Here is a 24,917-nt window from a genome sequence, read left to right as displayed (position 1 = left end):
CCTTGTTAAGCGACGATTGTGCCGTTTAGCAGGCTCCGCTGCAGCGCAGCGGGCATTCGCGCTGCCGCGCTGGGCGATCAACCCGCGCGCTTGTTCATCAGCGCCACGGCCACGCGCGAGTTGGGCTTGCGCTGCAAAAAGTCGCTGATGTAGATGCCCGCATCGACGAGCTTGTCCAGGTCAATGCCGGTCTCGATGCCCATGCCATGCAGCATGTAGACCAGGTCTTCGGTGGCGACATTGCCGGTCGCGCCCTTGGCATAGGGGCAGCCGCCCAGGCCGGCGATGGACGACTGGAAGTTCCAGATGCCCAGCTCCAGCGACGCCAAGGTATTGGGCAGCGCCTGGCCATAGGTGTCGTGGAAATGCCCGCTCACCTGGTCCAGGTTGAAATACTGCAAGGTCGCTTCCAGCGCCTTTTGCACCTTGATCGGTGTGCCCACGCCGATGGTGTCGGCGACATCGACGCGCTCGACGCCAATGCCCTTCATCAGCTCGGCCAGGTAGGCCACGCGCGAAGGCGCAATCTCGCCCTCATACGGGCAGCCCACGGTGCAGCTCATCGCGCCGCGCACCGCAATGCCGGCAGCCTTGGCCGCTTCCACCACGGGGGCAAAGCGCTCGATGCTCTCGGCAATCGAGCAGTTGATATTGCGCTGGCTGAAGGCTTCGCTGGCCGCGCCAAACACCACGATCTCATCGGGCTGGGAGGCCACGGCCGCTTCATAGCCCTTCATGTTCGGGGTCAGCACCGAATAGCGCACGCCGGCCTTGCGCGCCAGCCCCGCCATCACCTCGGCGTTGTCGCCCATCTGCGGCACCCATTTGGGGCTGACAAAGCTGGTGACCTCAATTTCGGTCAGGCCCGCATCCTGCAGACGCTGGGTCAGCTCGATCTTGACGGCCGCCGGCACCGGCGATTTCTCGTTCTGCAGGCCATCGCGCGGGCCGACATCAATCAATTGGACTCGTTGGGGGTAGCGGGCCATGGGGCGTCTCCTGGGGTATTTCTTAAAAACGGGGGCGGAATCAGTATCCGCGATCGGCATAGACCATGCCGCCAGGCTTCTCTCCGGCGGCAAAGGCCTGGAGCTTGTGCAGGATCTGCTGCAAGGTCTCCTCGGGCAAGGTGCGGGCGGAGCTGTGCGGCGTGATGCGGATCTGCGGCTGCTGCCAGAACGGGTGCTCGGCGGGCAGCGGCTCGGTGCGGAACACATCCAAGGTGGCACCAGCCACCTGGCCGCTGTCCAGCGCGGCCAGCAGGTCGGCGTCGACCAGGTGCGCGCCGCGCGCCACATTGATCACATAGGCGCCCGGCTGCAGCTGTGCCAGCAGGCCGGCGTCGATGATGTTCTCGGTCTGCGCGGTCAGCGGCAGCAGATTGACGAGGATGCGCGTGGCACGCAGAAAGTCCGGCAGCTGCGCGCTGCCGGCAAAACACTGCACACCGGCGATCTGCTTGGGCGAGCGGCTCCAGCCGTGCACCGGAAACGCAAACTGCGCCACCGCCTGGGCCACGCGCTCGCCCAGCACACCCAGGCCCATCACGCCGACCGGAAAGTCGCTGCGCAAACGCAAGGGCTGCTGGGCCCAGACGCCAGCGCTTTGCTGCGCCCGGTACGGCGCCAGGTCACGAAAATGGTCGATGACCGCATGGCAGACATATTCGGCCATCTGCACGGCCATGCCGGCGTCTTCGAGCCGCAGCACCGGCACGCCGGGCGGCAGCTGGCGCGCAAACAGCGCATCGACGCCGGCGCCCATGTTGAAGATCGCCTTGAGGCCGGCGCCTTGCTCGTCGAACAGCTGCTGCGGCGGCTTCCAGACCAGCGCGTAATCGGCCTGCGCCATGCCGGGTGTCCAGCCGCAGGCTTGGGCCTGGGGAAGGTGCAGGCGAATCGCATCCAGCCAGGGCTGGAGTTCATCGCTGTCGGTGTAGACGAGAATTTTCATGGCCGGCATTTCAGCACAGAAAAGGGTGCCGCACCGTCACAGACAGCGCAGCGGCCCTGTCAGGCGGCGACGACCTGCAGCTTGAGCAGTTCGGCGCCCTCAGTCACCTGGTCACCCGGCGCAAACAGCAGCTCCAGCACCTCGCCATCGGCCGGGGCGGCAATCGTGTGCTCCATCTTCATCGCCTCCATCACCGCCAGCGGCTGGCCCTTGCTGACCTTGTCACCGGCCTTGACTGCAAACGACACCACCTTGCCCGGCATCGGGGCCGTCAGGCGCCCGCCTTCGCTGCCGGCCTCACCGGCATGGGCCAGCGCATCGATGGCGGTGATCTCGGCCGCGCCGCGCGGGGCGAACACATGCACCACCTCGCCCTGCTGCCAGGTCTGCACCTGGTCGCGCTGGCCGTTGAACTGCAGCTCCACCAACTCGCCGTTGGGGCTGAACTGCAGCGGGCCGGTGGCATCGCCCACCGTCAGCACCAGGCCAGCGGCCTCATAACGCAGCGCCGCCTGCAGCTTGTCGCCGCCAAACTCAAAGTCAAAGCGGCGCTCGGTCACGCCATGCGATTGCCAGCCATCGCGGCGGCTGAAGGGGTCGTGGCTCTCGGTAGTGCGCTCCTGCAGCAGCTCGGCCACCACGGCAGCGGCTGCCGCAGTATCCAGGCCCAGGCCGCGTTGTTTGAACAGCCGTGCCTCTTCGCGCTGGATCAGCGCCGTATCGAGCTTGGCCTGGCCAAACGACGGCGTGGCCAGGATATGGCGCAGGAACTGCACATTGGTCTGCAGGCCGACAATGCGCACCGCAGCCAGCGCCGCATCGAGCCGCGCCAGCGCCTGGGCGCGGTCTGCGCCGTGGACGATGAGCTTGGCGATCATGCTGTCGTAGAAGGGGCTGATGGCATCGCCTTCGCGCACGCCATCGTCAATGCGCACATCGCTGATCGCAAAACTGCTGCAGTCGGGCTTGCGGTAAACATGCAAGGTGCCGGTGGCGGGCAGGAAGTTGTTGTCCGGGTTCTCGGCGCAGATGCGCGCTTCGATCGCGTGGCCGCTGATCTTGAGCTCCGCCTGCTGCTTGGGCAGCGGCTGGCCATTGGCCACCAACAGCTGCCACTGCACCAGGTCTTCGCCGGTGATGGCCTCGGTCACCGGGTGCTCGACCTGCAGGCGCGTGTTCATCTCCATGAAGTAGAACTTCATCGCCTCGGGCTGGTCGTAGCCGCCGGGCTGCTCGACGATGAATTCCACCGTGCCCGCGCCCACATAGCCCACGGCCTTGGCAGCGGCCACCGCCGCCTCGCCCATCTGCTGGCGCAGCGCGGGCGTCATGCCGGGCGCGGGGGCTTCTTCCAGCACCTTCTGGTGGCGGCGTTGCACCGAGCAATCGCGCTCGAACAGGTAGACGCAGTTGCCCTGGGTGTCGCCAAACACCTGGATCTCGATATGGCGGGGGCGCAATACGTATTTCTCAATCAGCACCGCATCATTGCTGAAGCTGTTGATGGCCTCGCGCTTGCAGGACTCCAGCGCGGCAGCAAAGTCCTCGCTCTTTTCCACCAGGCGCATGCCCTTGCCACCGCCGCCAGCGCTGGCCTTGATCAGCACCGGGTAACCGATGCGGTCGGCCTCCGCGTGCAGCATCGCCGGGTCCTGGCCGGCGCCATGGTAGCCGGGCACCAGCGGCACGCCGGCCTTTTCCATCAGCTGCTTGGATTCGGCCTTCAGGCCCATCGCACGGATGGCATTGGCAGGCGGGCCGATGAACACCAGGCCCGCAGCGGCGCAGGCCACGGCAAAGTCTTCGTTCTCACTCAGAAAGCCGTAGCCGGGGTGGATGGCCTGGGCGCCGGTGGCCTTGGCGGCTTCGATGATGCGCTCCCAGCGCAGGTAGCTGTCCTTGGGGGCGCTGCCGCCGATATGCACCGATTCGTCGCAGGCGGCCACATGCTTGGCATGGGCGTCGGCGTCGGAGTAGACGGCCACGGTCTTGACGCCCATGCGGCGGGCGGTAGCGGCGACGCGGCAGGCAATCTCACCACGGTTGGCGATCAAAATTTTCGAGAACATAGAACAATCTCCTCAGTCTTCTTCCCTGACCCCGGCCCGCCTTTGCAAGCCCCCGGTCAATATCGTTGGTGATCCGCGCCCGTGGCAGCCAAGGCCACCGGCTCTTCATGGCCCAGCCACCGGCGAATCCGGCGCACCACGGCCCGCAAAAACTTCCACAACACCCAGGTCATCACCCACATCAGCACCAGCACCACGGCCAGCGCCAGCGCAAACACCAGCGGGTGGTGGATGGCCAGCCACACCGCGCCGATCGAGACCCCGTCTTCGACCAAGCTCGCGCTCCAGTTGGAGAAAGGCTCCGGGCTGGTGTTGATGGCCGCGCGCGTCGTGGTCTTGGCCACCTGGCTGCTCAGCGCCAGGGTGCCGCCCATCAGGGCCGCCGCTGTCGCCATCGTCGCGTTGTCGGTGCCAAACACGCTGGCCGCCAAGGCCGCACCCGCTGGCACCCGCACCACGCTCTGCACCACATCCCAGACCGAATCCACGCCGGGGATCTTGTCGGCAAAGAACTCGACAAACAGCAGCGCACCGCTGATGAACAGGATCACCGGCTGCTGCAGCACCGTCAGCCCACCGGGCAGCTGCAGCACGCCGGTGGCGCCCAGCATGCCCGTCACAAACACCACCGCGTAGAGCCGAAAGCCACTGGCCCAGCCCAGCGCAGCCGCCAGCGCCATCAGTTGGCCCCAGTCCCACTGCGCCATGGCCTGGCCCATCTGGCCGGCCACCTGGCCGACCTGGTCGGCCGTCTGCCCCACCGTGTGGGCGGTGTCCTTGTCCAGATGCAGGCCGATGCCGTGCAGCCAGTTGACGATGGTGTTCCAGATATCCATGGTGGTGCTCCTCAGTGCCAGTCAGCAAACGCGCTGTTTATAGCGCCAATGCCCGCTTGCTGTCTGCCATCCAAGGCCGCGTTAGGGCTGCATCAGCCTCCCAGCCAGCTGGGTTTGCGTTTGTTCAAGAAGGCCTGCACGCCTTCCTTGCCTTCGGCGCTGGCGCGGATGTCGGCAATGCCGGCCACGGTCTCGGCGATCAGTGCCTCGTCCACCTCGCGGCCGGCCACATTGAGCACCAGCTTTTTGCAGGCCTGCACTGCCGCCGGGCTGGCACTGAGCAAGTGCTTCAGCAGGCCGTCGACGGCGCTGTCCAGCGCCTCGGCCTCCACCACCTGGTGCACAAAGCCGGTACGCAGCGCTTCGGCAGCGTCAAAGCGCTCACCGGTCAGAAAGTAGCGGTGCGCCGCACGCGGACCCATCGCGCGGATCACATAGGGGCTGATGGTGGCCGGGATCAGGCCGATCTTCACCTCGCTGAGGCAAAAACCGGCGTGGCTGGCCGCCACCGCCATGTCGCAGCAGGCCACCAGGCCCATGCCACCGGCGTAGACATCGCCCTGCACCCGCGCAATCGTCGGCTTGGGGCAGGTGTAGATAACGCGCAGCATCTCGGCGAGCTTGCCGGCATCGACCAGGTTCTCCTCGCGGGTGTAGTCGGCCATCGCGCGCATCCAGTTCAGGTTGGCGCCAGCGCAGAAGGCCGGGCCTTCGGCAGCCAGCACCACGGCGCGGACTTGGTCCTGCGCACCCACCCAGGTAAAGGCGCGGGTGATGTCGGCAATCACCTCATCGCTGAAGGCATTGCGCACATCAGGCTGGGTCAGGGTGATGGTGGCCACCGGTCCAGCGGCTTCGACGGTCAGAAATGTACTTTTCATGGTGTCCTCTCTGTCCTTACATGCGGAAGATGCCGAATCGGGTGTCCTCGATCGGTGCATTGCGCGTGGCCGCCAGGCCCAGCGCCAGCACGCGGCGGGTATCGGCCGGGTCGATGACGCCATCGTCCCACAGGCGAGCCGAGGCGTAGTAGGGGTGGCCCTGGTCCTCATACTGCTGGCGGATGGGCGCCTTGAAGGCCTCTTCCTCCTCCGCCGTCCAGGCGCCGCCCCGGCCTTCGATGCCATCGCGCTTGACCGTGGCCAGCACGCTGGCTGCCTGCTCGCCGCCCATCACGCTGATGCGTGCGTTTGGCCACATCCACAGGAAGCGCGGGCTGTAGGCCCGGCCACACATGCCGTAGTTGCCGGCGCCAAAGCTGCCGCCGATGATGATGGTGAACTTGGGCACGTTGGCTGTGGCCACTGCCGTCACCAGCTTGGCGCCGTGGCGGGCAATGCCCTCGTTCTCGTACTTGCGGCCCACCATGAAGCCGGTGATGTTCTGCAGGAACACCAGCGGAATCTTGCGCTGGCAGCACAGCTCGATAAAGTGCGCGCCCTTGACGGCCGACTCGCTGAACAGAATGCCGTTGTTGGCGATGATGCCCACCTCCATGCCTTCGACGCGGGCAAAGCCGCAGACCAGGGTGGCGCCAAAACGGGCCTTGAACTCGTCGAAATCGCTGCCATCGACAATGCGGGCGATGATTTCGCGCACATCGAAAGGCTTGCGCGTATCAACCGGGATCACGCCATACAGCTCATCGGCCGGGTAGGCCGGTGCCTGTGGCGCCTTGTCAGCCGCATGGGGCTGCTTGGCCTTGTTCAGGTGGCTCACCGCCTTGCGGGCCAGCGCCAGCGCATGGGTGTCGTTGTCGGCCAAGTGGTCGGCCACACCCGACAGGCGGGTGTGCACATCGCCACCGCCCAGGTCTTCGGCGCTCACCACCTCGCCGGTCGCGGCCTTCACCAGCGGTGGGCCACCCAAAAAGATCGTCCCCTGGTTCTTGACGATGATGGACTCATCGCTCATCGCCGGCACATAGGCGCCGCCAGCGGTGCAGGAGCCCATGACCACGGCGATCTGCGCAATGCCCTGGGCCGACATATTGGCCTGGTTGTAGAAGATGCGGCCAAAGTGCTCGCGGTCGGGGAAGACCTCGTCCTGGTTGGGCAGGTTGGCGCCGCCCGAGTCCACCAAGTAAATGCAGGGCAGGCGGTTTTGCGCGGCCACTTCCTGGGCGCGCAAATGTTTTTTTACCGTCATCGGGTAGTAGGTACCGCCTTTGACCGTGGCATCATTGCACACGATCATGCAGTCCACCCCACTGACGCGGCCCACGCCGGCGATCAGGCCCGCACCGGGTGCATCGTTGTTGTACATGTTCAGCGCAGCCAGCGGCGCCAGCTCCAAGAAGGGCGTGCCCGGGTCGAGCAGCATCTGCACGCGGTCACGCGGCAGCAGCTTGCCCCGGCCCAGGTGCTTGGCACGGGCGGCTTCGCCACCGCCTTGCGCCACCTTGGCAGACTGGGCGCGCAGTTCCTCCACAATGCTGCGCATGGCTTGCGCATTGGTCTGAAAATCTGCCGACCGGGCATTCAGCTGGGTTGCGAGTTTGCTCATGCTTGTCCTCTTCAATGTTCTAGCGTTCCGTTCAGAAACGCGTTTTCTTTAAAAATAGTCTGCTGCCAAACGAATCCGCACCATGCACACCGTCGAAACCGTCCTGCTCGTCCTGATGATCGGTGCCGTCACCGGCATCATTGCGCGCTACATCCGGGCCATTCCGCTGCCGCTGATCCAGATCATGCTGGGCGCGGCGCTGTCCTGGCCGCAAAAAGGCCTGCATATCGATTTCGACCCCGGCCTGTTCATGCTGCTGTTCATTCCGCCGCTGCTGTTTGCCGACGGTTGGCGCATTCCCAAGCGCGAGTTCTTTGCGCTGTACCGCCCTATTTTGCGGCTGGCCTTCGGCCTGGTGCTGTTTACCGTGATTGGCCTGGGCTACCTGATCCACTGGATGATTCCGGAGATCCCGCTTACCGTGGCCTTTGCGCTGGCCGCCGTGATATCGCCCACCGATGCGGTGGCCGTCTCGGCCATCACGCGCAACCTGGGCATGCCGGCCCACACCATGCATGTGCTCGAAGGCGAATCGCTGCTCAATGATGCATCGGGCCTGGTGGCGCTGAAATTTGCCATCGCCGCCACCTTGACCGGCCTGTTCTCCTGGACCCAGGTCACGCAGGAGTTTTTGTGGATCGCACTGGGCGGCCTGGGCGTGGGCGCTGCGGTAGGCTGGGGCTTCAGCTACCTGCGCGATACCGTCACCCGCCGCCTGGGCGATGTGGCCGCCACCCAGATGGTGCTGCTGCTGGTGCTGCTGCCCTTTGCGGCCTACCTGCTGGGCGAAAAGATTGGCGTCTCCGGCATTCTGGCGGCGGTGGCCGCGGGCGTGGCCACCAATTTTGGCGACCTGAACCGCGCCGACTACATCTCCGAGCGCATGCAGACCGCCGGTACCTGGGCCATGGTCGAATCGGCCTTCAACGGCGCGATCTTCCTGCTGCTGGGCTTGCAGCTGCCGTCGATCATCGGCGTGACCCTGCGCGATGCCGGCCATGACTGGTGGATTCTGGTGGGCTATGTGGCCATCATCTCGATCGCGCTGCTGGCGCTGCGCTGGATCTGGCTGATGCTGGGCGTCAGCCGCAGCCTGCACAAGGCCCACCAGGCCGGCAAACTGGTCAAAAAGCCCGATCTCTGGCTGAACCTGGCCACGACCCTGGCGGGCATCCGTGGTGCGGTCACCCTGGCCGGTGCGCTGTCCGTGCCGCTGCTCTTGAACAACGGCCAGCCGTTTCCAGCAAGGGACATGCTGATCTTTCTGGCCACCGGCACCATCTTGTTCACCCTGGTGATCGGCAGCATCGGCCTGCCGCTGGTGCTGCGCCGCGTGCAGGCGGTGAGCGAGCCCGAATCGGTGCGCGAAGAGCGCCAGGCGCGCATTGCAGCCTGCCGCGCTGCGATCAACAGCCTGGCAATGAGCGACGACGATGCCGCCCAGCAGCCCACCGAATGGCAGGCCCAGCAGCATGAAATCGAAGGCCGCATTGCGCGCGAGTACCGCAACCGTATCGACCTGCTCGACGAAGAGCGCACGCCCGAAACCGCCGAGGTGCAAGACCTGGCCACGCCCGACGCGGTGCAGGAGCGGCGCCTGCGCTATGTGGCCGAGCTGGAGATGCGGCTCAACTGCATCAAGGTCGAGCGCCACACCATCTACGCCGAGCGGCACAACAACCGCATCAACGACGAATCGTTGCGCAGCCTGGTCCAGGAGCTGGACCTGAGCGAGATCACCTTGCGCAAACGCCTGGAAGTGGCCCGCCGCGCCGCCGCCAAGCAGGCTGCCAAGCTGGAAGGACATTGATCGTTCAGGCGGGTGCTGCATGGCGGCGCTCTGCCGGTCTCAGGCGGTCTTGCTCACATCCAGCTTCAGCGATTCGATCATCGCCTCGCGGATCTTGAACTTCTGGATCTTGCCGGTCACCGTCATCGGGAAGGCTTCGACAAACTCGATGTAGCGCGGCACCTTGTAATGGGCCACCCGGCCCTTGCAGTAACTGCGCAGCGCCTCGGCATCCAGGCTTTGGCCGGCCTTGACGATGACCCAGGCACAGAGCTCTTCGCCAAAGCGGCTGTCGGGCACGCCCACCACCTGCACATCCTGCACCTGCGGGTGGGTGTAGAGGAACTCCTCGATCTCGCGCGGGTAGATGTTCTCGCCACCCCGGATCACCATGTCCTTGATGCGGCCGACGATGTTCACATAGCCGTCGGCATCCATCGTGGCCAGGTCGCCGGTGTGCATCCAGCCATCGCCATCGATGGCCTCGCGCGTCTTGGCCTCATCACCCCAGTAGCCATGCATGACGGAGTAGCCGCGCGTGCAGAGCTCACCGGATTGGCCCGGGGCCACGGTCTCGCCGGTCTCGGGGCTGACGATCTTGACCTCCAGGTGCGGATGCACCTTGCCGACGGTGGACACGCGCCTGTCCAGCGGCGTGTCGGTCGAACTTTGGCAGCTGACCGGGCTGGTCTCGGTCATGCCGTAGGCGATGGTGATCTCGGACAGATGCATCTGGCTGACCACGCGCTTCATCACCTCGATCGGGCAGGGCGAGCCGGCCATGATGCCGGTGCGCAGACTCGACAGGTCGAACTCGGCAAAGCGCGGGTGGTCCAGCTCGGCAATGAACATCGTGGGCACGCCATGCAGGCCGGTGCAGCGCTCGGCCTGCACCGTCTCCAGCACCGTCAGCGCATCAAAGCCGTCATTGGGGTAGACCATGGCCGCGCCATGCGTCATGCAGGCCATATTGCCCAGCACCATGCCAAAGCAGTGGTAGAGCGGCACGGGGATGCAGAGCCGGTCTTCTTCCGAGAGCCGCATCGCCTCGCCAATGAAATAGCCGTTGTTGACGATATTGCGGTGGGTCAGCGTGGCGCCCTTGGGGAAGCCCGTGGTTCCACTGGTGAACTGGATATTGATCGGGTCGTAAGGCGTCAAAGTGGCGCCGATCTGCGCGACCTGCGGGTCGGCCGCATCACCGCTGGCGATAAAGCGCGAGAAGCGCTGCATGCCCGCCTGCTCCTGGCCCTGGCCTGCGACATCGATCCAGACCACCAGGCGCAGATCGGGCAGGGCCTCGATCTGCAGCGCAGCGCTGGCTTGGGTTTCCAGCTCAGGCGCCAGCGCGCGCACCATGCCCAGGTAGTCGCTGGTCTTGAAGCGCTCCATCACGAACAGCGCCTTGCACTGCACCTTGTTCAGCGCATAGGCCAGCTCGGAGGTGCGGTAGGCCGGGTTGATGTTGACCAGGATGATGCCCACATGGGCGGTAGCCAGTTGCAGCAGCACCCATTCCACATTGTTGTGCGACCAGATACCGACCCGGTCGCCCTTGGCGATGCCAGCGCGCAGCAAGGCGCTGGCCAGTTGCTGCGATTGCTCCAGCAGTTGCTGGTAGGTAAGGCGCAGGCCCTGGTGGCGGCTGATGAGCGCATCGCGCGCGCCAAAGCGCGCTGCCGTCTCGCTCAGCTGCTGGCCGATGGTCTTGTTGAGCAGGCGCGGCTCGCTGGCGCCCCGTGCATAGCTGCTGGTCAATCTGGTCTCGCTCATGGTGTCTCCTGTCCGCCGCCCAACCAGCCGGGTCGGCGGCCCTGTTCCTTGTCTTTCAGGATACGCGAGCGTGCCGCGCAAATGATGGCAGGATGGTTGCAAATGTCGCCAGTACAATGGCTCTGCTTGGCGCTTTTTAAACCCCACCCTCCATGCCCAAACCGCTGCCCTCCTCTGCCGTCATGCACCACCCCGCCGTTACGCCCATGGCCTTTGTCCGGGCCATCGCGCGGGCCTACCAGCACCGGGGGCTGAGTGCGGACCGCGCACTGCAATTGGCGCAAATCGATCCCTTGGCGGTTGAAAAGGACGGCCCCGGCATCACCGCCCTGCAGTTCGAGACCCTCTCCGACGCCGCCATGCAGGAGCTGGATGACGAGGCGCTGGGCTGGTTCAGCCGGCGCCTGCCCTGGGGCAGCTATGGCATGCTGGCGCGCGCCTCGCTCACCAGCCCCAACCTGGGGGTGGCGCTCAAACGCTGGTGCCGCCACCACGGCCTGCTTACCGATGACCTGGCGCTCAGCCTGCAGGTGCAGGGCGAGACGGCCACGGTCGAGATCATCGAGCACACGGGCCTGGGCGAGCTGCGCGAGTTCTGCCTGGTGTCCATGCTGCGCAATATGCATGGGCTGTCGAGCTGGTTTGTCGATTCGTCGCTGCCGCTGTTCAAGGTGAGTTTTCCGTTCGAGGCACCGGCCCATGCCGATGTGTATGCGCTGCTCTTCCCCGGCGATGTGCAGTTTGGCGCGCCAGTCACCCGCATGCAGTTTGATGCGCGTTATCTCGCCTTGCCAATTGCCCGCGATGAGGCCGCCTTGCAGCGCATGCTGCAGCGCGCGCTGCCGCTGACCGTGCGCCCCTACCGGCGCGACCGGCTGATGGTGCAGCGTGTGCGCCAGCTGCTAGCCGCCGACCCCTCGGCGATGCACAGCGCCGACAGCCTCTCGGCCAAGCTGCACCTGTCGCTGCGCACCCTGCACCGCCAGCTCAAGGACGAGGGTGCATCGCTGCAGGCCCTGAAGGACGAGGTGCGGCGCGAACGCTCGCTGACCCTGCTGCACCGCAGCAACCGGCCCATCAAGCAGATCGCGCAGCTGGCCGGCTTCAGCAACGACAAGAGCTTTATCCGCGCCTTCCGCACCTGGATGGGCATGTCCCCGGCCGAATACCGCAAGAGCACCCGGCCGCCGGCCTGAACACCGGCCCGATTTGCAACCTGGCTGACACCTGCAGGGCAGCCGCTGGCGTCCATTCGTGCCAAGATGGCGGCACAACATCGGATGGAGACTTGCCGTGATCGAGCTGTACCACTGTGTGAGCGCGCGCTCGTTCCGCGCGCTATGGATGCTGGAAGAGCTGGGCCTGCCCTACCGGCTGCAGATGCTGCCTTTTCCGCCCCGCGCACTGGCCAAGCACTACCTGGCACTCAACCCGCTGGGCACCGTGCCCTTGCTGATCGACGGCGACACGCGCATGACCGAGTCGTCCGCCATCTGCCAGTACCTGGCCAGCCGCGACCCGGCGCAGCGCCTGGACGTGCTGCCCAGCGACCCCGCCTATGGCAGCTACCTGAACTGGCTGTACATGTCCGATGCGACCTTGACCTTTCCGCAGACCCTGGTGCTGCGCTACCAGTTCTTTGAGCCGGCCGTACGGCGCCAGCCCCAGGTCGCCCAAGACTACGAGCGCTGGTTTCTGGGCCGGCTGCGCGCACTGGAGACCGCCGCCCAGGCGATGCCGGCCGACCAGCCTTACCTCTGCGCAGGCCGCTTCACGGCCGCCGATGTGGCCGTGGGCTATGCGCTGATGCTGTCGGACTACCTGGGCATGTCCTCGCAATGGGGGCCGGCCACCCAGCACTACTGGATGCACCTGCAGCAGCGCGCCGCCTTTTTGCGCAGCCTGGAGGTGGAAAAGCAGGCCGCGCTGGACCAGCAGATCGACCCCATTCCATCGCCCTTGATCCGGCCCTGAGCCTGCCTTGAAGCCCACCGACATGATCGCCATCACCGACCAGACCACCATCGGCCAGGCCTTGCAGGCCGCCATTGCGCGCTACCCCGAGCACAGCCTGCTGACGGTACCTGCCAACCCCAAGCGCAGCTACCTGCCCGAGGGCTGCGAGTTCAGCTACACCCAGGCCGGCGCCCATGTTGCGCGGCTGCAGGCCCACTACCAGGCAGCGGGCTATGGCGTGGGCCACCGCGTGGGGCTGTTTCTGGAAAGCCGGCCCGAGCATCTCTGGCACAAGCTGGCGATGAACAGCCTGGGCATCTGCTGTGTGCCCATCAACCCCGACTACAAGCGCCGCGAGCTGAACTACCTGATCGACCATGCACAGCTGGACCTGGTCATCTGCCTGCCCGAGCGGCTGGAGGCGCTGCAGCAGTCCCTGCAGGACACGCGCAACCAGCCGGCCCTGGTCTGCACCGATCCGCAAGATGGCAGCGCGATCACGCTGCCGCCGGCCCGCTCGCAGCCCTCGGGCAGCCTGAGCGCCGACACGCCCGCGAGCATCCTCTACACCTCGGGCACCACCGGCCAGCCCAAGGGCTGTGTGCTGTCGCATGCCTATGAGCTGGCCGCTGGCAAATGGTATGCATCCCACCCCGGCCATGTGTCGATCCAGGAGGGCCGCGAGCGCCTGTTCAACCCGCTGCCGCTGTTCCATGTCAACGCGTCCATCCTGTCGTTCTACTGCATGCTGCTCACCGGCGGCTGCCAGGTCCAGACCGACCGCTTTCAGCCCAGCCGCTGGTGGGAAGAGGTTGCCAGCAGCCGCGCCACCATCGTCCACTACCTGGGCGTGATCATTCCGCTGCTGCTCAAGCAGCCGCCATCCGATTGGGAAAAGCAGCACTGTGTGCGCTTTGGCTATGGCGCGGGGGTGGAGCCGCAGCTGCATGCCGCCTTCGAGCAGCGCTTTGGCTTTCCGCTGATCGAGCTCTGGGGCATGACCGAGGTGGTGCGCACCCTCTCCGACCATGGCGACGACCGCCAGGTGGGCACGCGCTCCTTTGGCCGTGGTGCGCCGGGGCTCGAGGTACTGGTGGCCGATGAGAGCGGCCAGCCGGTGCCGCCCGGCACGCCTGGCGAGATGCTGGTGCGCTACTCGGCCGAGACCCCGCGCAAGCATTTTTTCAGCGAATACCTGGACAACCCCGAGGCCACCGCCAAGGCCTGGGAAGGCGGCTGGTTCCACACCGGGGATGTGGTGGTGCAGGACCCCGATGGCCTGCTGCACTTCATGGACCGGCGCAAGAACATCATCCGCCGCTCCGGCGAGAACATTGCCGCTGCCGAGGTCGAGGCCGTGCTGCTGTCCCACCCCAAGGTACACCAGGTGGCCGTGCTGGCCGCGCCCGATGACATCCGCGAAGAAGAGGTGCTGGCCAGCATTGTGCTGACGGACGGTGTGGCGCCCGGCACCGCCATCTGCCAGGAGCTGTTTGCGTTCTGCCAGCAGGAGATGGCCTATTACAAGGTGCCAGGCTGGTGGTGGTTCACCAACGAGATCCCCACCACCGGCACGCAGAAGATCCAGAAGCACCGGATCTTGGCGGCGGGCCAGGATGTGCGCAGCCTGCCCCAGGTGCTGGACATGCGGGCGCACAAAAAGCGCTGATGGCGCTGGGCCCGCTGCTGCACTGCGAGGCGGGCCGAAAACCTAGCCTGCGCGGCGCAGCAGGTCGGCGCCCTTCTCGCCAATCATCATCGTCGCCGCGCAGGTGTTGGCCGAGGTAATCTCGGGCATCACCGAGGCATCGATCACGCGCAGCCCCTGCAGGCCATGCACGCGCAATTGGGCATCAACGACGGCACCTGCCTCGGGCCGGGGCCCCATGCGCGCCGTGCCGTTGAGGTGGTAGGACGAGACACCGTAGCGGTAGATAAAGTCCAGGATCTCGTCATCGGACTGCACCTGCGGCCCGGGCATGACCTCGGCCACCCGGTAGGGCGCCAGCGCCTGGCTCTGCAGCAAGGCCCGGGCCTGGCACACACCACGAATCAAGGTCTGGCGGTCGCCCTCTTCCGCCAGATAGCGCGGCTGCACCACTGGATCAGCCAGCGGATCGGCTGATGCCAGCTGCACCGTGCCCATGCTTTGCGGCCGGTGCTGCCAGACGCCGCAGGTCATGCCCGGAAACACATCGAGCTGGCCCACATAGCCTTCGCGGTAGCTGGCCGGGGAGAACACGCCTTGCAGATCGGGCCGGTCCAGCCCCGGCTGCGAGGCCGCGAACCAGTGCACGACCGACGGGCTGAGCTGCAGAATATTGGGCTTGCCGCGCAGCCATTGCCAGGCCTGGCCCCAGAGGCGCGGTACACGCGCCAGCTCGTTGATCGTGGTGGCGTTCTTGACCGACGCGACCAGCCGCACCGAGAAATGGTCCTTGAGGTGCTGGCCCACACCGGGCAGGTGCACCTGGGTGGCAATGCCCAAAGCGCGCAGCTGCTCGCCGTCGCCAATGCCCGACAGCTGCAGCAGCTTAGGCGTGTTGATGGCGCCGGCGCTGACCACCACTTCGCGCCGCACCATCACCTGGCGCCGCACACCGCCCTGCAGGTATTCCACCCCGCAGGCGCGGCCGCCCTCGATCAGAATGCGCAGCGCCTGCGCGCCGGTCCGCACATCCAGGTTGCCGCGCCGCACAGCCGGGCGCAGAAAGCAGCCGGCCGTGCTCATGCGCCAGCCATTGTGGATGCTGCGCTGGAAATAGCCCACGCCTTGCTGGTAGGCGCCGTTGTAGTCCGGGTTGCGCGCCAGCCCCTGCTCGGCGGCACCGTCCAAAAATGCCTCGCAAATCGGGTGCGGCCAGTGCGGCAGGCTGACCTTGAGCGGCCCGTTGTGGCCGCGCAGGGCCGGATCGCCACCATCGACAAAATGCTCGCTGCGCTGGAAGTACGGCAGCACCTCGTCATAGGACCACCCAGCATTGCCCTGCGCCGCCCAGCCGTCGAAATCCTCGCGCTGGCCCCGGTTGTAGACCAGGCCATTGATGGAGGTGGAGCCGCCCAAGGTCTTGCCCTGGGGCAGCGGAATGCGCCGCCCGCCGGTGCGCTCGGTCGGTTCGGAGCTGAACTGCCAGGCCACCGCCGGGTTGAAGATCACCTTGATAAAGCCGGCCGGCAGCTTGAGGTAGGGCTGGTGGTCGGGCGGGCCGGCTTCGAGCACGCAGATGCGCAGCGCAGGGTCCTCGCCCAAGCGGGCAGCGACGATGGCGCCGGCCGCACCGCTGCCGACCACCACATAGTCAAAATGGTCGGCTGCCGGCGCGCTCATGCATGGGCTCCCAGATACGCGGCACGCACCTTGGGGTCGCGCCGCAGATCGGCAGCGGCGCCCTGCAGTGTGAAGTGGCCGGTCTCCAGCACATAGGCGCGGTCGGCCACCGCCAGGGCCTGGTTGGCCATCTGCTCGACCAGCAAGATGGTCACGCCCTGCGCCTTGAGCTGGCGCACGATCGCAAAGATCTCCTTGACGATCAGCGGCGCCAGGCCCAGCGAGGGCTCATCGAGCAGCAGCAGCTTGGGCCGCGACATCAGCGCGCGCGCAATCGCCAGCATCTGCTGCTCGCCACCCGACATGGTGCCGGCCATCTGCGCACGGCGCTCGCGCAGCCGGGGGAAAGTGTTGAACTGCTGTTCCACATCGGCGGCAATCGCGGCGGCGCCATCCTTGCGGTGGTAGGCGCCCAGCAGCAGGTTGTCATGCACGCTCTGGTCGGCAAACACCTGGCGCCCTTCAGGCGACTGGGCAATGCCAAAGGGCACACGCAGGTGGCCGGGCATGCGGGTGATGTCCTGGCCCAGAAACTCGATACGGCCGGCGGCTGTGGGCTCCAGGCCCGAGATGGCCTTCATCAAGGTGCTCTTGCCCGCGCCATTGCCACCGATGATGGTGACCACCTCACCGGCATGCACCTGCAGCGACACCCCTTTGAGCGCCTGAACCGCCCCGTAGTGCAGCTCCAGCGCCTCGACACGCAGCAATGGTGTTTGCTCAGGCATGGGGGCCTCCGTTCATCGCGTTGTCCTCGGTTTCATCGTCGCTGCCCAGGTAGGCGGCAATCACGCGCGGGTTGCTTTGCACCTGCTGGGGCGTGCCTTCGGCAATCTTCTGACCGTAGTCGAGCACGATGACATGGTCGGACACGGCCATCACCAGGTCCATGTGGTGCTCGATCAGCAGCACGGTGATGCCCAGATCGCGGATGCGTGCAATCACCTGGATCAGTTCCTGCGTCTCCTGCGGGTTGAGGCCGGCGGCCGGCTCATCGAGCAGCAGCAGGCGCGGGTGGGTGGCCAGCGCGCGCGCCAGCTCCAGCCGGCGCTGCAGGCCATAGGGCAGGCTGCCTGCGGTGTGCAGCGCCTTGTCGCGCAGCTGCAGGCGGTCGAGGATCTGCAAGGCCTCATCCCGCGCAGCGAGCTCGGCGCGCCGGGCCTTGCCCACCCCTATCAGGCTGGCAAAGAAGCCCGCCTGGATATGCGCGTGCAAGCCGACCTTGACGTTGTCGAGCACCGTCATGTCGCTGAACAGGCGCAGGTTCTGGAAGGTACGGCCCAGGCCCATGCGGGCGATCCGGTTGGGGGACACGCCGACAATGCTCTGCCCCGCAAACTGGATCGAGCCGCGCTCGGGCACCACAATGCCCGACAGAATATTGAGCAAGGTGGTCTTGCCCGCGCCATTGGGCCCGATCAGCGAATGCACATGGCCGGGCTTGATGCACAGATCCACCTCATTGGTCGGTACCACGCCGCCATAGGCCTTGTAGATGCCGCGACCGTCCAGCAAACCCTCGGCGCCGGTACTGGCCAGCGGCGCGGCGGACTTGAGCTGCCAGGCCGGCAGATCCTGCGGCAGCTGCGGCGTGGGCAGCAGGCCCGGTGCGTATTTGCGCGCCAGGCTGCGCAAGGTGCCCGCCAGGCCATTGGGCATGGCGTACAGCGCAAACAGCAGCAGCGCACCATAGGTGAAATGCTGGACACCTGGCCAGCGCGAGAGCAGCGAATCGAGCAGGGTCAGCACCACCGCGCCCAGCAGCGGCCCGTAGACGGAATTGCCGCCAAACAGCACCACCAGCAGGAAGAAGACCGACAAGTTGAAGGTGATGAAGTCCGAGTTGATGTACTGGTTCTGCTGTGTGATCAGCGCGCCGGCAATGCCGCAGGTAAAGGCGCTGATGACAAAGGCCAGCACCTTGAACTTGTAGACGCTGACGCCGACGCTCTCGGCCGCCACCTCGGCGGTGTTGACGGCCATGAAGGCGCGGCCAAAACGCCCCGCCAGCAGGTGGCGGAACATCACATGCAGCACCACGCACAGAGCCAGCACAAACCAGACCCAGTGCGAGGAGGCAAACATCTGGTCACCCAGCTTCAAGGGCACCACGCCATAGATGCCCTGCTGGCCGGCAAACACATCCTGCCATTCCGAGACGACCTTCTCGACCACGATGCCAAAGCCGATGGTGACCATGGCCAGCGCCGGGCCCTTGACGCGCAGCGCAGGCAGCGCAATCACCACGCCAAACAGGCCGGCCAGCACACCGGCCATTGCAAACGCGGCCCAGGGGTTCCAGCCCCAACGGGTGGTGAGCAGCGCCACCGCATAGGCGCCCACGGCAAACAGGCCGGCATGGCCCAGCGATTTCTGGCCGGTGTAGTTCACCAGCACATTCAGGCCCGAGGCGGCGATGTAGTTGACCCCGATCAGAAAGACGATGCGCAGGTAAAAGTCGTTGCTGGTCATCAGCGGGATGGCGGCCACCAGCGCCGCCACCAGGGCCAGCCAGCCGTAGTGCTTGATCTCGCTGTTCATCAGACTTTCTCCACGATCTTCTGGCCCAGGAGGCCCTGGGGCCGCACGACCAGCACCACGATGATCAGCAAGAAGATGCTGATCTCGCGCATCTCCGCCTGCCACAGGCCCACCAGGGCCTCAATCAGGCCCAGCACAAAGCCGCCCAGCATGCAGCCGCGCGGGCTGGTCAGCCCACCCAGAATGGCCGATGAGAAGGCCTTGAGCGCCAAGGTCATGCCCATGAACACCGAGGCGGTGGTGATGGGCGCAATCAGCAAACCGGCTAGGCCCGCCAGGCTGGAGCTGATGACAAAGGCCAGTACGACGATGGCCGTCACATTGATGCCCATCAGCGTAGCGGCACTGCCGCTTTGCGCCACGGCGCGCACGGCCTTGCCGATGCGGGTGTGGCGCATCACATAATCGAGCGCGAGCAGCACGGCCACGCTGCAGACCAGCACCAGCACCTCTTGGGGCAGCACACCGGCATTGCCGATGCGCAGCACCTCGCTACCCAGCGGCGAGGGCATGACCAGCGGCGCCGGGCCCCAGATGGCCAGTGCCGTGTTCTGGATGATGATGCCAAAGCCGATGGTGCTCATCACCCAGGCCATGCCGCCGCGCCCCACAAAGGGCCGCACGGCGGCGTAGTACAGCAGCAGGCCCAGCAGCGCCAGGACGGCCATCGTGCCCACCAGGCTGAGCACATAGCGCCACAGGCTGACATCGGCGGGCACCAGGCTGTCGGTGATGTTCTTGCCGGCGAGCAGCAGCAACACCGAGACCGCGACAAACGCGCCCGCGACCAGGAACTCGCCCTGGCCAAAATTCAAGGTCTTGGTGGTGTTGAAGGTGATGTTGAAACCCACCGCCACCAAGGCATAAATACTTCCCAAGGCCAGCCCGCTAAAGACCGCCTGCAGTATCGAATCCAGCATACGCACCCCAGACACATTGCCGCTAAAAAACCAGGCCTGCGGACCGCATGGGGCGGGCGCAGGCCTGACGAGTCGATGCCTTACTTCTTCAGATCCGCTGGCGTCAGCGACTTGTAGACACTGTCTTCAAAGCGCACCACGTCGCTGCCCTTCCAGCGGGCGAGGTAGAAGTCGCCCACGCTCAGGCCTTCGTGGTTGGTCTTGCTAAAGGGCTTGTCATAGGTCTTGATCACGCCTTCGGTGCTGTTCAGGTTCTCCAGCGCAGCAGCGACCTTCTCGCCATCGGTGCTGTTGGCCTGCTTCATCGCAGCGGCCAGCAGCATCACCGAGTCATAGGCCTGGGCGGCGCAGGGGAAGGTGGTCAGGGTCGGGAAGTTCACGCGCACGCGCTGGCCCAGGGCCTTGGTCTTGGCAGAGGTGTCTTCGGTCGTCGAGGCGGCCATGATCAGGTGCTCGGCCAGCTTGGTGCCCGCCATCTTGGGCAGCAGCGAGCTGAGGTTGCCCCAGGTGCCCAGCGTCGTGGGCATGTAGTTGATCTTCTCCATGCTGCGCAGCACCTGGGCGGCGCCGTCAGCAATGCCGTAGATGATCACGGTGTCCGCACCCGCCGCCTTGATCTTGTTGAGCTGCGAGGTCATGTCGGTGTCTTTGGGACCGTACTTTTCAACGGCCACCGGCTTGATGCCGTGCAAGGCCAGAATCTCGGTCGCATCCTTGATACCGCCCTGGCCGTAGCCGGTGGAGTCCGCCAGGATGGCGATCTTCTTGTCCTTCGAGGCCTTGACGGCATAGGCGCCCAGCAGCGCGACCTGCTCGCGGTCCACCATCGAGATGCGGTAGAGGTAGTTCTGCGGCTCTTTGGCGTAGCGCGTGGTGATTTCGGTGGCGGTACCGATGGGCACGATCACCGGCACCTTCTTTTGCTGCGGAATATGCAGCCAGGCCAGCGCATTACCGGAGTTGGCCGGGCCGACGATGCCGCTGACCTTTTCGCTGTCGATCAGCTCCTGCACGGTCTGGATGGCCTTGGGCGGCGTGCCCTGGTCATCGCGGATGACGCCGACCAGCTTGCGGCCCATGATGCCGCCCGCCTTGTTGATGTCTTCGATAGCGGCTTCAAAGCCCCAGCGGCCGGAAATGCCCAGCTCGGCCACGCCGCTGGCCGATTGGTCGGCGGTGTAGCCGATCTTGATGTCCTGGGCCTGGGCCGAAAAGGCAAAAGCGCTGGCAACCAACGCCGCAGCCTGCGTCAAACGATAGACGAGCTTGTTCATGTTTGTCTCCTTGCTTTGTTGTCAAAATCTCTTGGTGAACCTCTCTAGCACGCACGAGGCCCTTGTCTTCTTCAATATAGCGGCGGATGCCGCAAACGCTCTTCTGGGTTTCTCCTAAGTAAGAGTTCGTAACTACAACCCCTTAGTGGCGGTGCTCGGCCAGCAGCAGATCAGCGGCCTTTTCGGCAATCATCATCGTCGGCGCGCCGGTATTGCCCGAGGGCATGGCCGGCATCACGGACGCATCGGCCACCCGCAAACCGCTGATGCCATGCACGCGCAGTTGGGGGTCGACCACGGACTGGCCATCGCTGGCCGCACCCATGCGGCAGGTACCCATGAAATGCCAAGCCGTACTGCCCCGCTCACGGGCAAACTGCAGCAGTTCCTCGTCCGATTGCAGCTGGGCGGACGGCGCCTCATCGCTGGCCACATAGGGCGCCAAGGCGGCACTGTGCAGCAGGCGACGGGCCTGGCGCAGGCCCTCCACCACCAGGCGCTGGTCGGCCTCATGGTGCAGGTAGTGCGGCTGGATCACCGGGCTGTCCCAGGCATGGGCCGAGGCCAGGCGCACATGGCCCTTGCTCTGGGGGCGCAACTGGTAAAAGCCCAGGGTCATGCCGGGAAAATCATCGAGCTGGCCGGCAATGCCGGAGGCATAGCTGCCCGGCGAGAAATGGAACTGAAAATCTGCCCGGCCACCAGCCGTTTGCGCCGATGAGAAGGCATAAGCCACCGAAGGGCTGATCGCCAGAATGCTGGGCTTGTTCGCCATCCAGCGCGCCACCTGGCCCCAGAGCCGCCAGCCCCGGGCGGTGGTGTTCAAGGTCGGCGCGTTCTGCACCCGCACGATGGAGCGCAGCATCATATGGTCTTGCAGGCCCTGACCCACACCCGGCAGGTGCTGCTGTACAGCAATGCCCAGGTCCTGCAGGCGCTGCGCATCGCCCAGGCCCGACAGGTTGAGCAGCTTGGGCGAATTGATGGCGCCGGCTGCCACCACCACCTCGCGGCTGGCCTGCAGGCGCCGCACAGGGCCACCCGGCTCGGCCGCGTACTCCACGCCGGTGACACGCGCGCCCTCCATCACCAGGCGGCTGACCTGGGCACGGGGGATGACCCGCAGATTGGCGCGACCCTTGGCAGGGCGCAAAAAGGCCTTGGCAGCACTGACCCGCCAGCCCCGGTGGATCCAGCGCTGGTAGTAGCCAGCGCCCTCCTGCTTGCCCGCGTTGTAGTCCTTGCCCGACGGAATGCCCTGGCTGGCGGCACCGGCGATAAAGGCATCACACAGCGGGTGGCGCCAGTCGCAGTCGGTGATCGGCAATTCACCTTCCAGCCCCCGGTAGTTCACATCGCAGATAGCCAGGCGCCGCTCCGAGCGCTTGAAGTACGGCAGCACCTCGTCATAGGACCAGCCGGTGGCGCCCTGGGCTGCCCAGTCGTTATAGTCCTGGGCCTGGCCACGCACATAGTTGAAACCGTTGACAGCGCTGGAGCCGCCCAAGGTGCGGCCTAGCTGCGCGACCACCTGGCGGCCCATCGTGGCGGCATCGGGCGCAGTCTTGAAAGGCCAGGTGTAGCGCAAGTTGTAGCCAACCTTGATAAATCCGGCGGGGATATGGATGTAGGGGTGGTGATCGGGTGGGCCGGCTTCGAGCAGGCAGACCTGGAAGCGGCCCGATGCGCTCAGGCGGTTGGCGAGGATGCAGCCAGCCATGCCGGCACCGACAATGATGAAGTCAAACGCTGCATCCCACTCATGCACAGGCCCCATAACAGCTCCAGGTGGCAACCAGACGAAAAGTCTAGGTGCAGCCTGGCATCCGGCCTGTCGCTTCAGTGTCCGCCTCTGCGTCTGGGGCGGATCTTAAAGCTCAGGCAGCGACGGCCGATGCGCGGGCCACGCGCTGGGGCAAATCGGCCATGTGTTCAAAGAACTCGCTGGCACCAGCTGCGGCCAGATCGGCCTGCGAGCAGACCGCATGCGCTGGCGGGTGGTAGGCCCACACGGTAGCGCCGGCCGCCACGCCCGCCTGGGTGCCGGTCACACTGTCTTCGATCACCAGGCAGCGCTGCGGATCGGCGCGCAGCGCGGCAGCCGCGGCCAGGTAGACATCAGGGAAAGGCTTGGTACGCGGCATCTCATGGCCGCTGAAAATGCGCCCTTCAAAATAGGGCAGCAAACCGGCAATGCGCAGCTGCATCACAATCTTCTTGCGATCCGCACCCGAGGCGCAGGCAATCTGCCCTTTGAACTGCGCATGCAGGGCCTGGATGGCCTCCACCGCGCCTTCGATGGCTTTGACATCCTGCTCCAGCGCCACATTGCGGCGCGCATAGAACTCTTCCATCCAGGCATCGGTCAGCGGCTTACCGGTGTTCGCCTCGATCAAGTCCTTCTGGCTGCGCACCATCTTGCCGATGAACAGCTGCAGGCAGTCCTCGGACGACAGCACCCAGCCCGCCTCATTGAGCATCGTGCACAGCACCCGGTTGGTGATGACTTCGCTGTCCACCAGCACACCATCGCAATCAAACAGCATGGCCTCAAAGCCTGCATTGGGGTTCATTTTGGGATCCTCGAAAAATTGCAGGTGGCGATCAAAATTGGTCACCATCCAGATAAAACCAGCGGCCTTGCTCCTGCACAAAGCGGCTGCGCTCATGCAGACGCACCGCGCGCCCTTGCAGCTTGTAGCGGGCGACAAACTCCACCTCGGCATGGCTGTCATCTAGCAGCTCAAAGGCCTTGACCTGCAAGCCCAGCCAGCGGCACTGCGGCTCAAAATCGAGCTGCGATGGACGGGTCGAGGCATGCCAGGTGGCTAGCAGGTAGTCGCGCTGCTCCAGTACAAAGGCACTGTAACGCGAACGCATGAGGCGCTCGGCATCGGGTGCCGGCGTCCCGTCAAAGTCGGCAACAAAGCGGCTGCAGCAGGCGCTGTAGGCAGCGCCAGATTCACAAGGGCACAGCGGTTGGCTGGGAACCGGAGATTTATTGGCCATGGTTTAGCGCAAGCTGCCAAAGACTTTGCGCACCGCCGCACTTGCGCTGCCCAGCGGATTCTGGCGAATGGCGCGCTCCTGCTCGGCAATCACGGCATAGAGACCATCCAGGGTCTTGCCCGTCACATACTGGTTCAGATCCAGCGCATCACTGGAGACACCAAAGCTGGAAGCCTTGCCCACCAGCTGGTTGTACTGCTGCACCACGCCCACCTGGCCTGTGGCCTGGGTTACCACGGGCAAAAAGCGCTGCATCAGCGGCTGGCGCGTCTTGTCCATAAAGAACGTGGTTACGGAATGATCACCACCGCTCAGGATCCGCTTGGCATCATCGACTGTCATACGCTGCACGGCATCCAGCAGCACATCCTTGCCCATCGGAACCGCCATCTCGGCCGCCCGGTTGATCCCCTGCTCCACCTCATCCACATAGCGGCCCTGGCCAAAGCGGCGCATCATCTTGGCCGCTTCTGCCATATAGCCGGGCAACGGAATGCGCAGCTGCGGGTTGTTGAAGAAGCCGCCGCTTTGGCCCAACTGAGACACTGCTACCTGCGCCCCCTGGGTCAGTGCGGCCTTGATGCCCTGGCTGGCATCGGTATTGGTCAGATCGGCCAGGGAAAGCGCCAAAGCCGGAGACACCGCGCCGGCGCCGCCCAGCAGCGCTAATAGATGCAGCAAACGGCGGCGCTGCGCCTGGCGCAGACAGCTTTGCTCGGTCATGGCAGTCCTTGAAAACACAAACCAGCTATTGTGCCAAACACCGGCATCCAGCCGTGCGCGAAGGTGCTTGCCGGGGCTGCGCTGCAGCGCAAAACATAGTCAGCCGGAGGCTTGGGAAGGGTGCCAGATGATGCTGGTCAAAAGAAAAACCCCTCTACTCGGGAAGAGCAGAGGGGTTGATCAGTATAAAAGCCTGACGATGACCTACTTTCACACGGGAATCCGCACTATCATCGGCGCG

20 protein-coding genes are annotated in these 24,917 nt (G+C 65.3%); 4 read left to right on the top strand and 16 right to left on the bottom strand.

Going from position 1 to position 24,917, the window contains the following annotated elements; translation table 11 throughout:
• Window positions 1-77: 77 nt before the first annotated feature.
• The 6 genes from WH303_RS15680 to WH303_RS15655 all read right to left on the bottom strand — a co-directional run bounded on the left by WH303_RS15680 (window position 78) and on the right by WH303_RS15655 (window position 7,363).
• Window positions 78-989 carry a hydroxymethylglutaryl-CoA lyase gene (locus WH303_RS15680; RefSeq protein WP_339519658.1) on the bottom strand — a complete coding sequence of 304 codons (912 nt, stop codon included), beginning with the start codon at window positions 987-989 and terminating at the stop codon, window positions 78-80.
• Window positions 990-1,029: 40 nt separating this feature from the next.
• Window positions 1,030-1,953: a 2-hydroxyacid dehydrogenase gene (locus WH303_RS15675; RefSeq protein WP_339519656.1), complete on the bottom strand. Its 924-nt coding sequence runs from the start codon at window positions 1,951-1,953 to the stop codon at window positions 1,030-1,032.
• A 59-nt stretch (window positions 1,954-2,012) separates the two neighbouring features.
• Window positions 2,013-4,022: an acetyl/propionyl/methylcrotonyl-CoA carboxylase subunit alpha gene (locus tag WH303_RS15670; RefSeq protein ID WP_339519655.1), complete on the bottom strand. Its 2,010-nt coding sequence runs from the start codon at window positions 4,020-4,022 to the stop codon at window positions 2,013-2,015.
• A gap of 56 nt (window positions 4,023-4,078) precedes the next feature.
• Complete coding sequence (locus tag WH303_RS15665) at window positions 4,079-4,858, bottom strand: DUF4126 domain-containing protein (RefSeq protein WP_339519654.1); 780 nt, start codon at window positions 4,856-4,858, stop codon at window positions 4,079-4,081.
• Window positions 4,859-4,950: 92 nt separating this feature from the next.
• Window positions 4,951-5,739: an enoyl-CoA hydratase/isomerase family protein gene (locus WH303_RS15660; protein WP_339519653.1), complete on the bottom strand. Its 789-nt coding sequence runs from the start codon at window positions 5,737-5,739 to the stop codon at window positions 4,951-4,953.
• Between the two features lie 16 nt (window positions 5,740-5,755).
• On the bottom strand, window positions 5,756-7,363 hold the full coding sequence (locus WH303_RS15655; RefSeq protein WP_339519650.1) for a carboxyl transferase domain-containing protein: 1,608 nt from the start codon (window positions 7,361-7,363) through the stop codon (window positions 5,756-5,758).
• Between the two features lie 82 nt (window positions 7,364-7,445).
• Between WH303_RS15655 and WH303_RS15650 the strand changes: the two genes are divergently transcribed.
• A complete protein-coding gene (locus tag WH303_RS15650; protein ID WP_021024800.1) occupies window positions 7,446-9,173 on the top strand; it encodes a Na+/H+ antiporter in 1,728 nt (575 codons plus the stop codon).
• A gap of 39 nt (window positions 9,174-9,212) precedes the next feature.
• On the opposite strand, the gene WH303_RS15645 is transcribed toward WH303_RS15650, so the two are convergent.
• Entirely contained in the window at window positions 9,213-10,925 is a 1,713-nt protein-coding gene (locus tag WH303_RS15645) for an AMP-binding protein (protein ID WP_339519648.1), read from the bottom strand.
• A gap of 152 nt (window positions 10,926-11,077) precedes the next feature.
• On the opposite strand from WH303_RS15645, the gene WH303_RS15640 reads away from it, so the two are divergent.
• From WH303_RS15640 to WH303_RS15630, 3 genes are all read left to right on the top strand, one after another.
• Window positions 11,078-12,121: an AraC family transcriptional regulator gene (locus WH303_RS15640; protein ID WP_339519646.1), complete on the top strand. Its 1,044-nt coding sequence runs from the start codon at window positions 11,078-11,080 to the stop codon at window positions 12,119-12,121.
• A gap of 97 nt (window positions 12,122-12,218) precedes the next feature.
• The gene (locus tag WH303_RS15635; protein WP_339519645.1) at window positions 12,219-12,899 is read left to right on the top strand and encodes a glutathione S-transferase family protein; all 681 of its coding nucleotides are present in this window, start codon (window positions 12,219-12,221) and stop codon (window positions 12,897-12,899) included.
• Window positions 12,900-12,921: 22 nt separating this feature from the next.
• Window positions 12,922-14,550: an AMP-binding protein gene (locus WH303_RS15630; RefSeq protein WP_339519643.1), complete on the top strand. Its 1,629-nt coding sequence runs from the start codon at window positions 12,922-12,924 to the stop codon at window positions 14,548-14,550.
• 42 nt (window positions 14,551-14,592) lie between these two features.
• Here WH303_RS15630 and WH303_RS15625 read toward each other — a convergent pair whose 3' ends face one another.
• From WH303_RS15625 to WH303_RS15585, 9 genes are all read right to left on the bottom strand, one after another.
• Window positions 14,593-16,209: a GMC family oxidoreductase gene (locus WH303_RS15625; RefSeq protein ID WP_339519641.1), complete on the bottom strand. Its 1,617-nt coding sequence runs from the start codon at window positions 16,207-16,209 to the stop codon at window positions 14,593-14,595.
• Window positions 16,206-16,937, bottom strand: coding sequence for an ABC transporter ATP-binding protein (locus tag WH303_RS15620; RefSeq protein ID WP_043338144.1), 732 nt, complete (start codon window positions 16,935-16,937; stop codon window positions 16,206-16,208). Before WH303_RS15620 ends, WH303_RS15625 begins: the two co-directional genes overlap by 4 nt.
• Entirely contained in the window at window positions 16,930-18,750 is a 1,821-nt protein-coding gene (locus WH303_RS15615) for a branched-chain amino acid ABC transporter ATP-binding protein/permease (RefSeq protein WP_116926538.1), read from the bottom strand. The genes WH303_RS15620 and WH303_RS15615 overlap by 8 nt, the downstream gene beginning before the upstream one ends.
• Window positions 18,750-19,670 carry a branched-chain amino acid ABC transporter permease gene (locus tag WH303_RS15610; RefSeq protein ID WP_339519639.1) on the bottom strand — a complete coding sequence of 307 codons (921 nt, stop codon included), beginning with the start codon at window positions 19,668-19,670 and terminating at the stop codon, window positions 18,750-18,752. The genes WH303_RS15615 and WH303_RS15610 overlap by 1 nt, the downstream gene beginning before the upstream one ends.
• Window positions 19,671-19,750: 80 nt before the next feature.
• Window positions 19,751-20,944 (bottom strand): ABC transporter substrate-binding protein, encoded by a 1,194-nt coding sequence (locus WH303_RS15605; protein WP_339519638.1) that lies wholly within the window; start codon window positions 20,942-20,944, stop codon window positions 19,751-19,753.
• A gap of 142 nt (window positions 20,945-21,086) precedes the next feature.
• Window positions 21,087-22,721, bottom strand: coding sequence for a GMC family oxidoreductase (locus WH303_RS15600; RefSeq protein WP_339519636.1), 1,635 nt, complete (start codon window positions 22,719-22,721; stop codon window positions 21,087-21,089).
• 100 nt (window positions 22,722-22,821) lie between these two features.
• A complete protein-coding gene (locus WH303_RS15595; RefSeq protein WP_339519635.1) occupies window positions 22,822-23,517 on the bottom strand; it encodes an HAD family hydrolase in 696 nt (231 codons plus the stop codon).
• 31 nt (window positions 23,518-23,548) lie between these two features.
• On the bottom strand, window positions 23,549-23,953 hold the full coding sequence (locus WH303_RS15590) for a YchJ family protein (protein ID WP_339519633.1): 405 nt from the start codon (window positions 23,951-23,953) through the stop codon (window positions 23,549-23,551).
• 3 nt (window positions 23,954-23,956) lie between these two features.
• Window positions 23,957-24,676 (bottom strand): DUF4197 domain-containing protein, encoded by a 720-nt coding sequence (locus WH303_RS15585; protein ID WP_339519631.1) that lies wholly within the window; start codon window positions 24,674-24,676, stop codon window positions 23,957-23,959.
• Window positions 24,677-24,917: the final 241 nt, after the last annotated feature.

Source organism: Comamonas sp. MYb69 (genome assembly GCF_037479315.1).
Classification (GTDB): domain Bacteria; phylum Pseudomonadota; class Gammaproteobacteria; order Burkholderiales; family Burkholderiaceae_C; genus Comamonas.
This window is presented reverse-complemented; position numbering and strand designations above follow the sequence as displayed.

Coding starts and splice junctions, on each gene's coding strand:
- WH303_RS15680 (WP_339519658.1), bottom strand. CDS start 989: ATGGCCCGCTACCCCCAACGAGTCCAATTGATTGATGTCGGCCCGCGC.
- WH303_RS15675 (WP_339519656.1), bottom strand. CDS start 1,953: ATGAAAATTCTCGTCTACACCGACAGCGATGAACTCCAGCCCTGGCTG.
- WH303_RS15670 (WP_339519655.1), bottom strand. CDS start 4,022: ATGTTCTCGAAAATTTTGATCGCCAACCGTGGTGAGATTGCCTGCCGC.
- WH303_RS15665 (WP_339519654.1), bottom strand. CDS start 4,858: ATGGATATCTGGAACACCATCGTCAACTGGCTGCACGGCATCGGCCTG.
- WH303_RS15660 (WP_339519653.1), bottom strand. CDS start 5,739: ATGAAAAGTACATTTCTGACCGTCGAAGCCGCTGGACCGGTGGCCACC.
- WH303_RS15655 (WP_339519650.1), bottom strand. CDS start 7,363: ATGAGCAAACTCGCAACCCAGCTGAATGCCCGGTCGGCAGATTTTCAG.
- WH303_RS15650 (WP_021024800.1), top strand. CDS start 7,446: ATGCACACCGTCGAAACCGTCCTGCTCGTCCTGATGATCGGTGCCGTC.
- WH303_RS15645 (WP_339519648.1), bottom strand. CDS start 10,925: ATGAGCGAGACCAGATTGACCAGCAGCTATGCACGGGGCGCCAGCGAG.
- WH303_RS15640 (WP_339519646.1), top strand. CDS start 11,078: ATGCCCAAACCGCTGCCCTCCTCTGCCGTCATGCACCACCCCGCCGTT.
- WH303_RS15630 (WP_339519643.1), top strand. CDS start 12,922: ATGATCGCCATCACCGACCAGACCACCATCGGCCAGGCCTTGCAGGCC.
- WH303_RS15625 (WP_339519641.1), bottom strand. CDS start 16,209: ATGAGCGCGCCGGCAGCCGACCATTTTGACTATGTGGTGGTCGGCAGC.
- WH303_RS15620 (WP_043338144.1), bottom strand. CDS start 16,937: ATGCCTGAGCAAACACCATTGCTGCGTGTCGAGGCGCTGGAGCTGCAC.
- WH303_RS15615 (WP_116926538.1), bottom strand. CDS start 18,750: ATGAACAGCGAGATCAAGCACTACGGCTGGCTGGCCCTGGTGGCGGCG.
- WH303_RS15610 (WP_339519639.1), bottom strand. CDS start 19,670: ATGCTGGATTCGATACTGCAGGCGGTCTTTAGCGGGCTGGCCTTGGGA.
- WH303_RS15605 (WP_339519638.1), bottom strand. CDS start 20,944: ATGAACAAGCTCGTCTATCGTTTGACGCAGGCTGCGGCGTTGGTTGCC.
- WH303_RS15600 (WP_339519636.1), bottom strand. CDS start 22,721: ATGGGGCCTGTGCATGAGTGGGATGCAGCGTTTGACTTCATCATTGTC.
- WH303_RS15595 (WP_339519635.1), bottom strand. CDS start 23,517: ATGAACCCCAATGCAGGCTTTGAGGCCATGCTGTTTGATTGCGATGGT.
- WH303_RS15590 (WP_339519633.1), bottom strand. CDS start 23,953: ATGGCCAATAAATCTCCGGTTCCCAGCCAACCGCTGTGCCCTTGTGAA.
- WH303_RS15585 (WP_339519631.1), bottom strand. CDS start 24,676: ATGACCGAGCAAAGCTGTCTGCGCCAGGCGCAGCGCCGCCGTTTGCTG.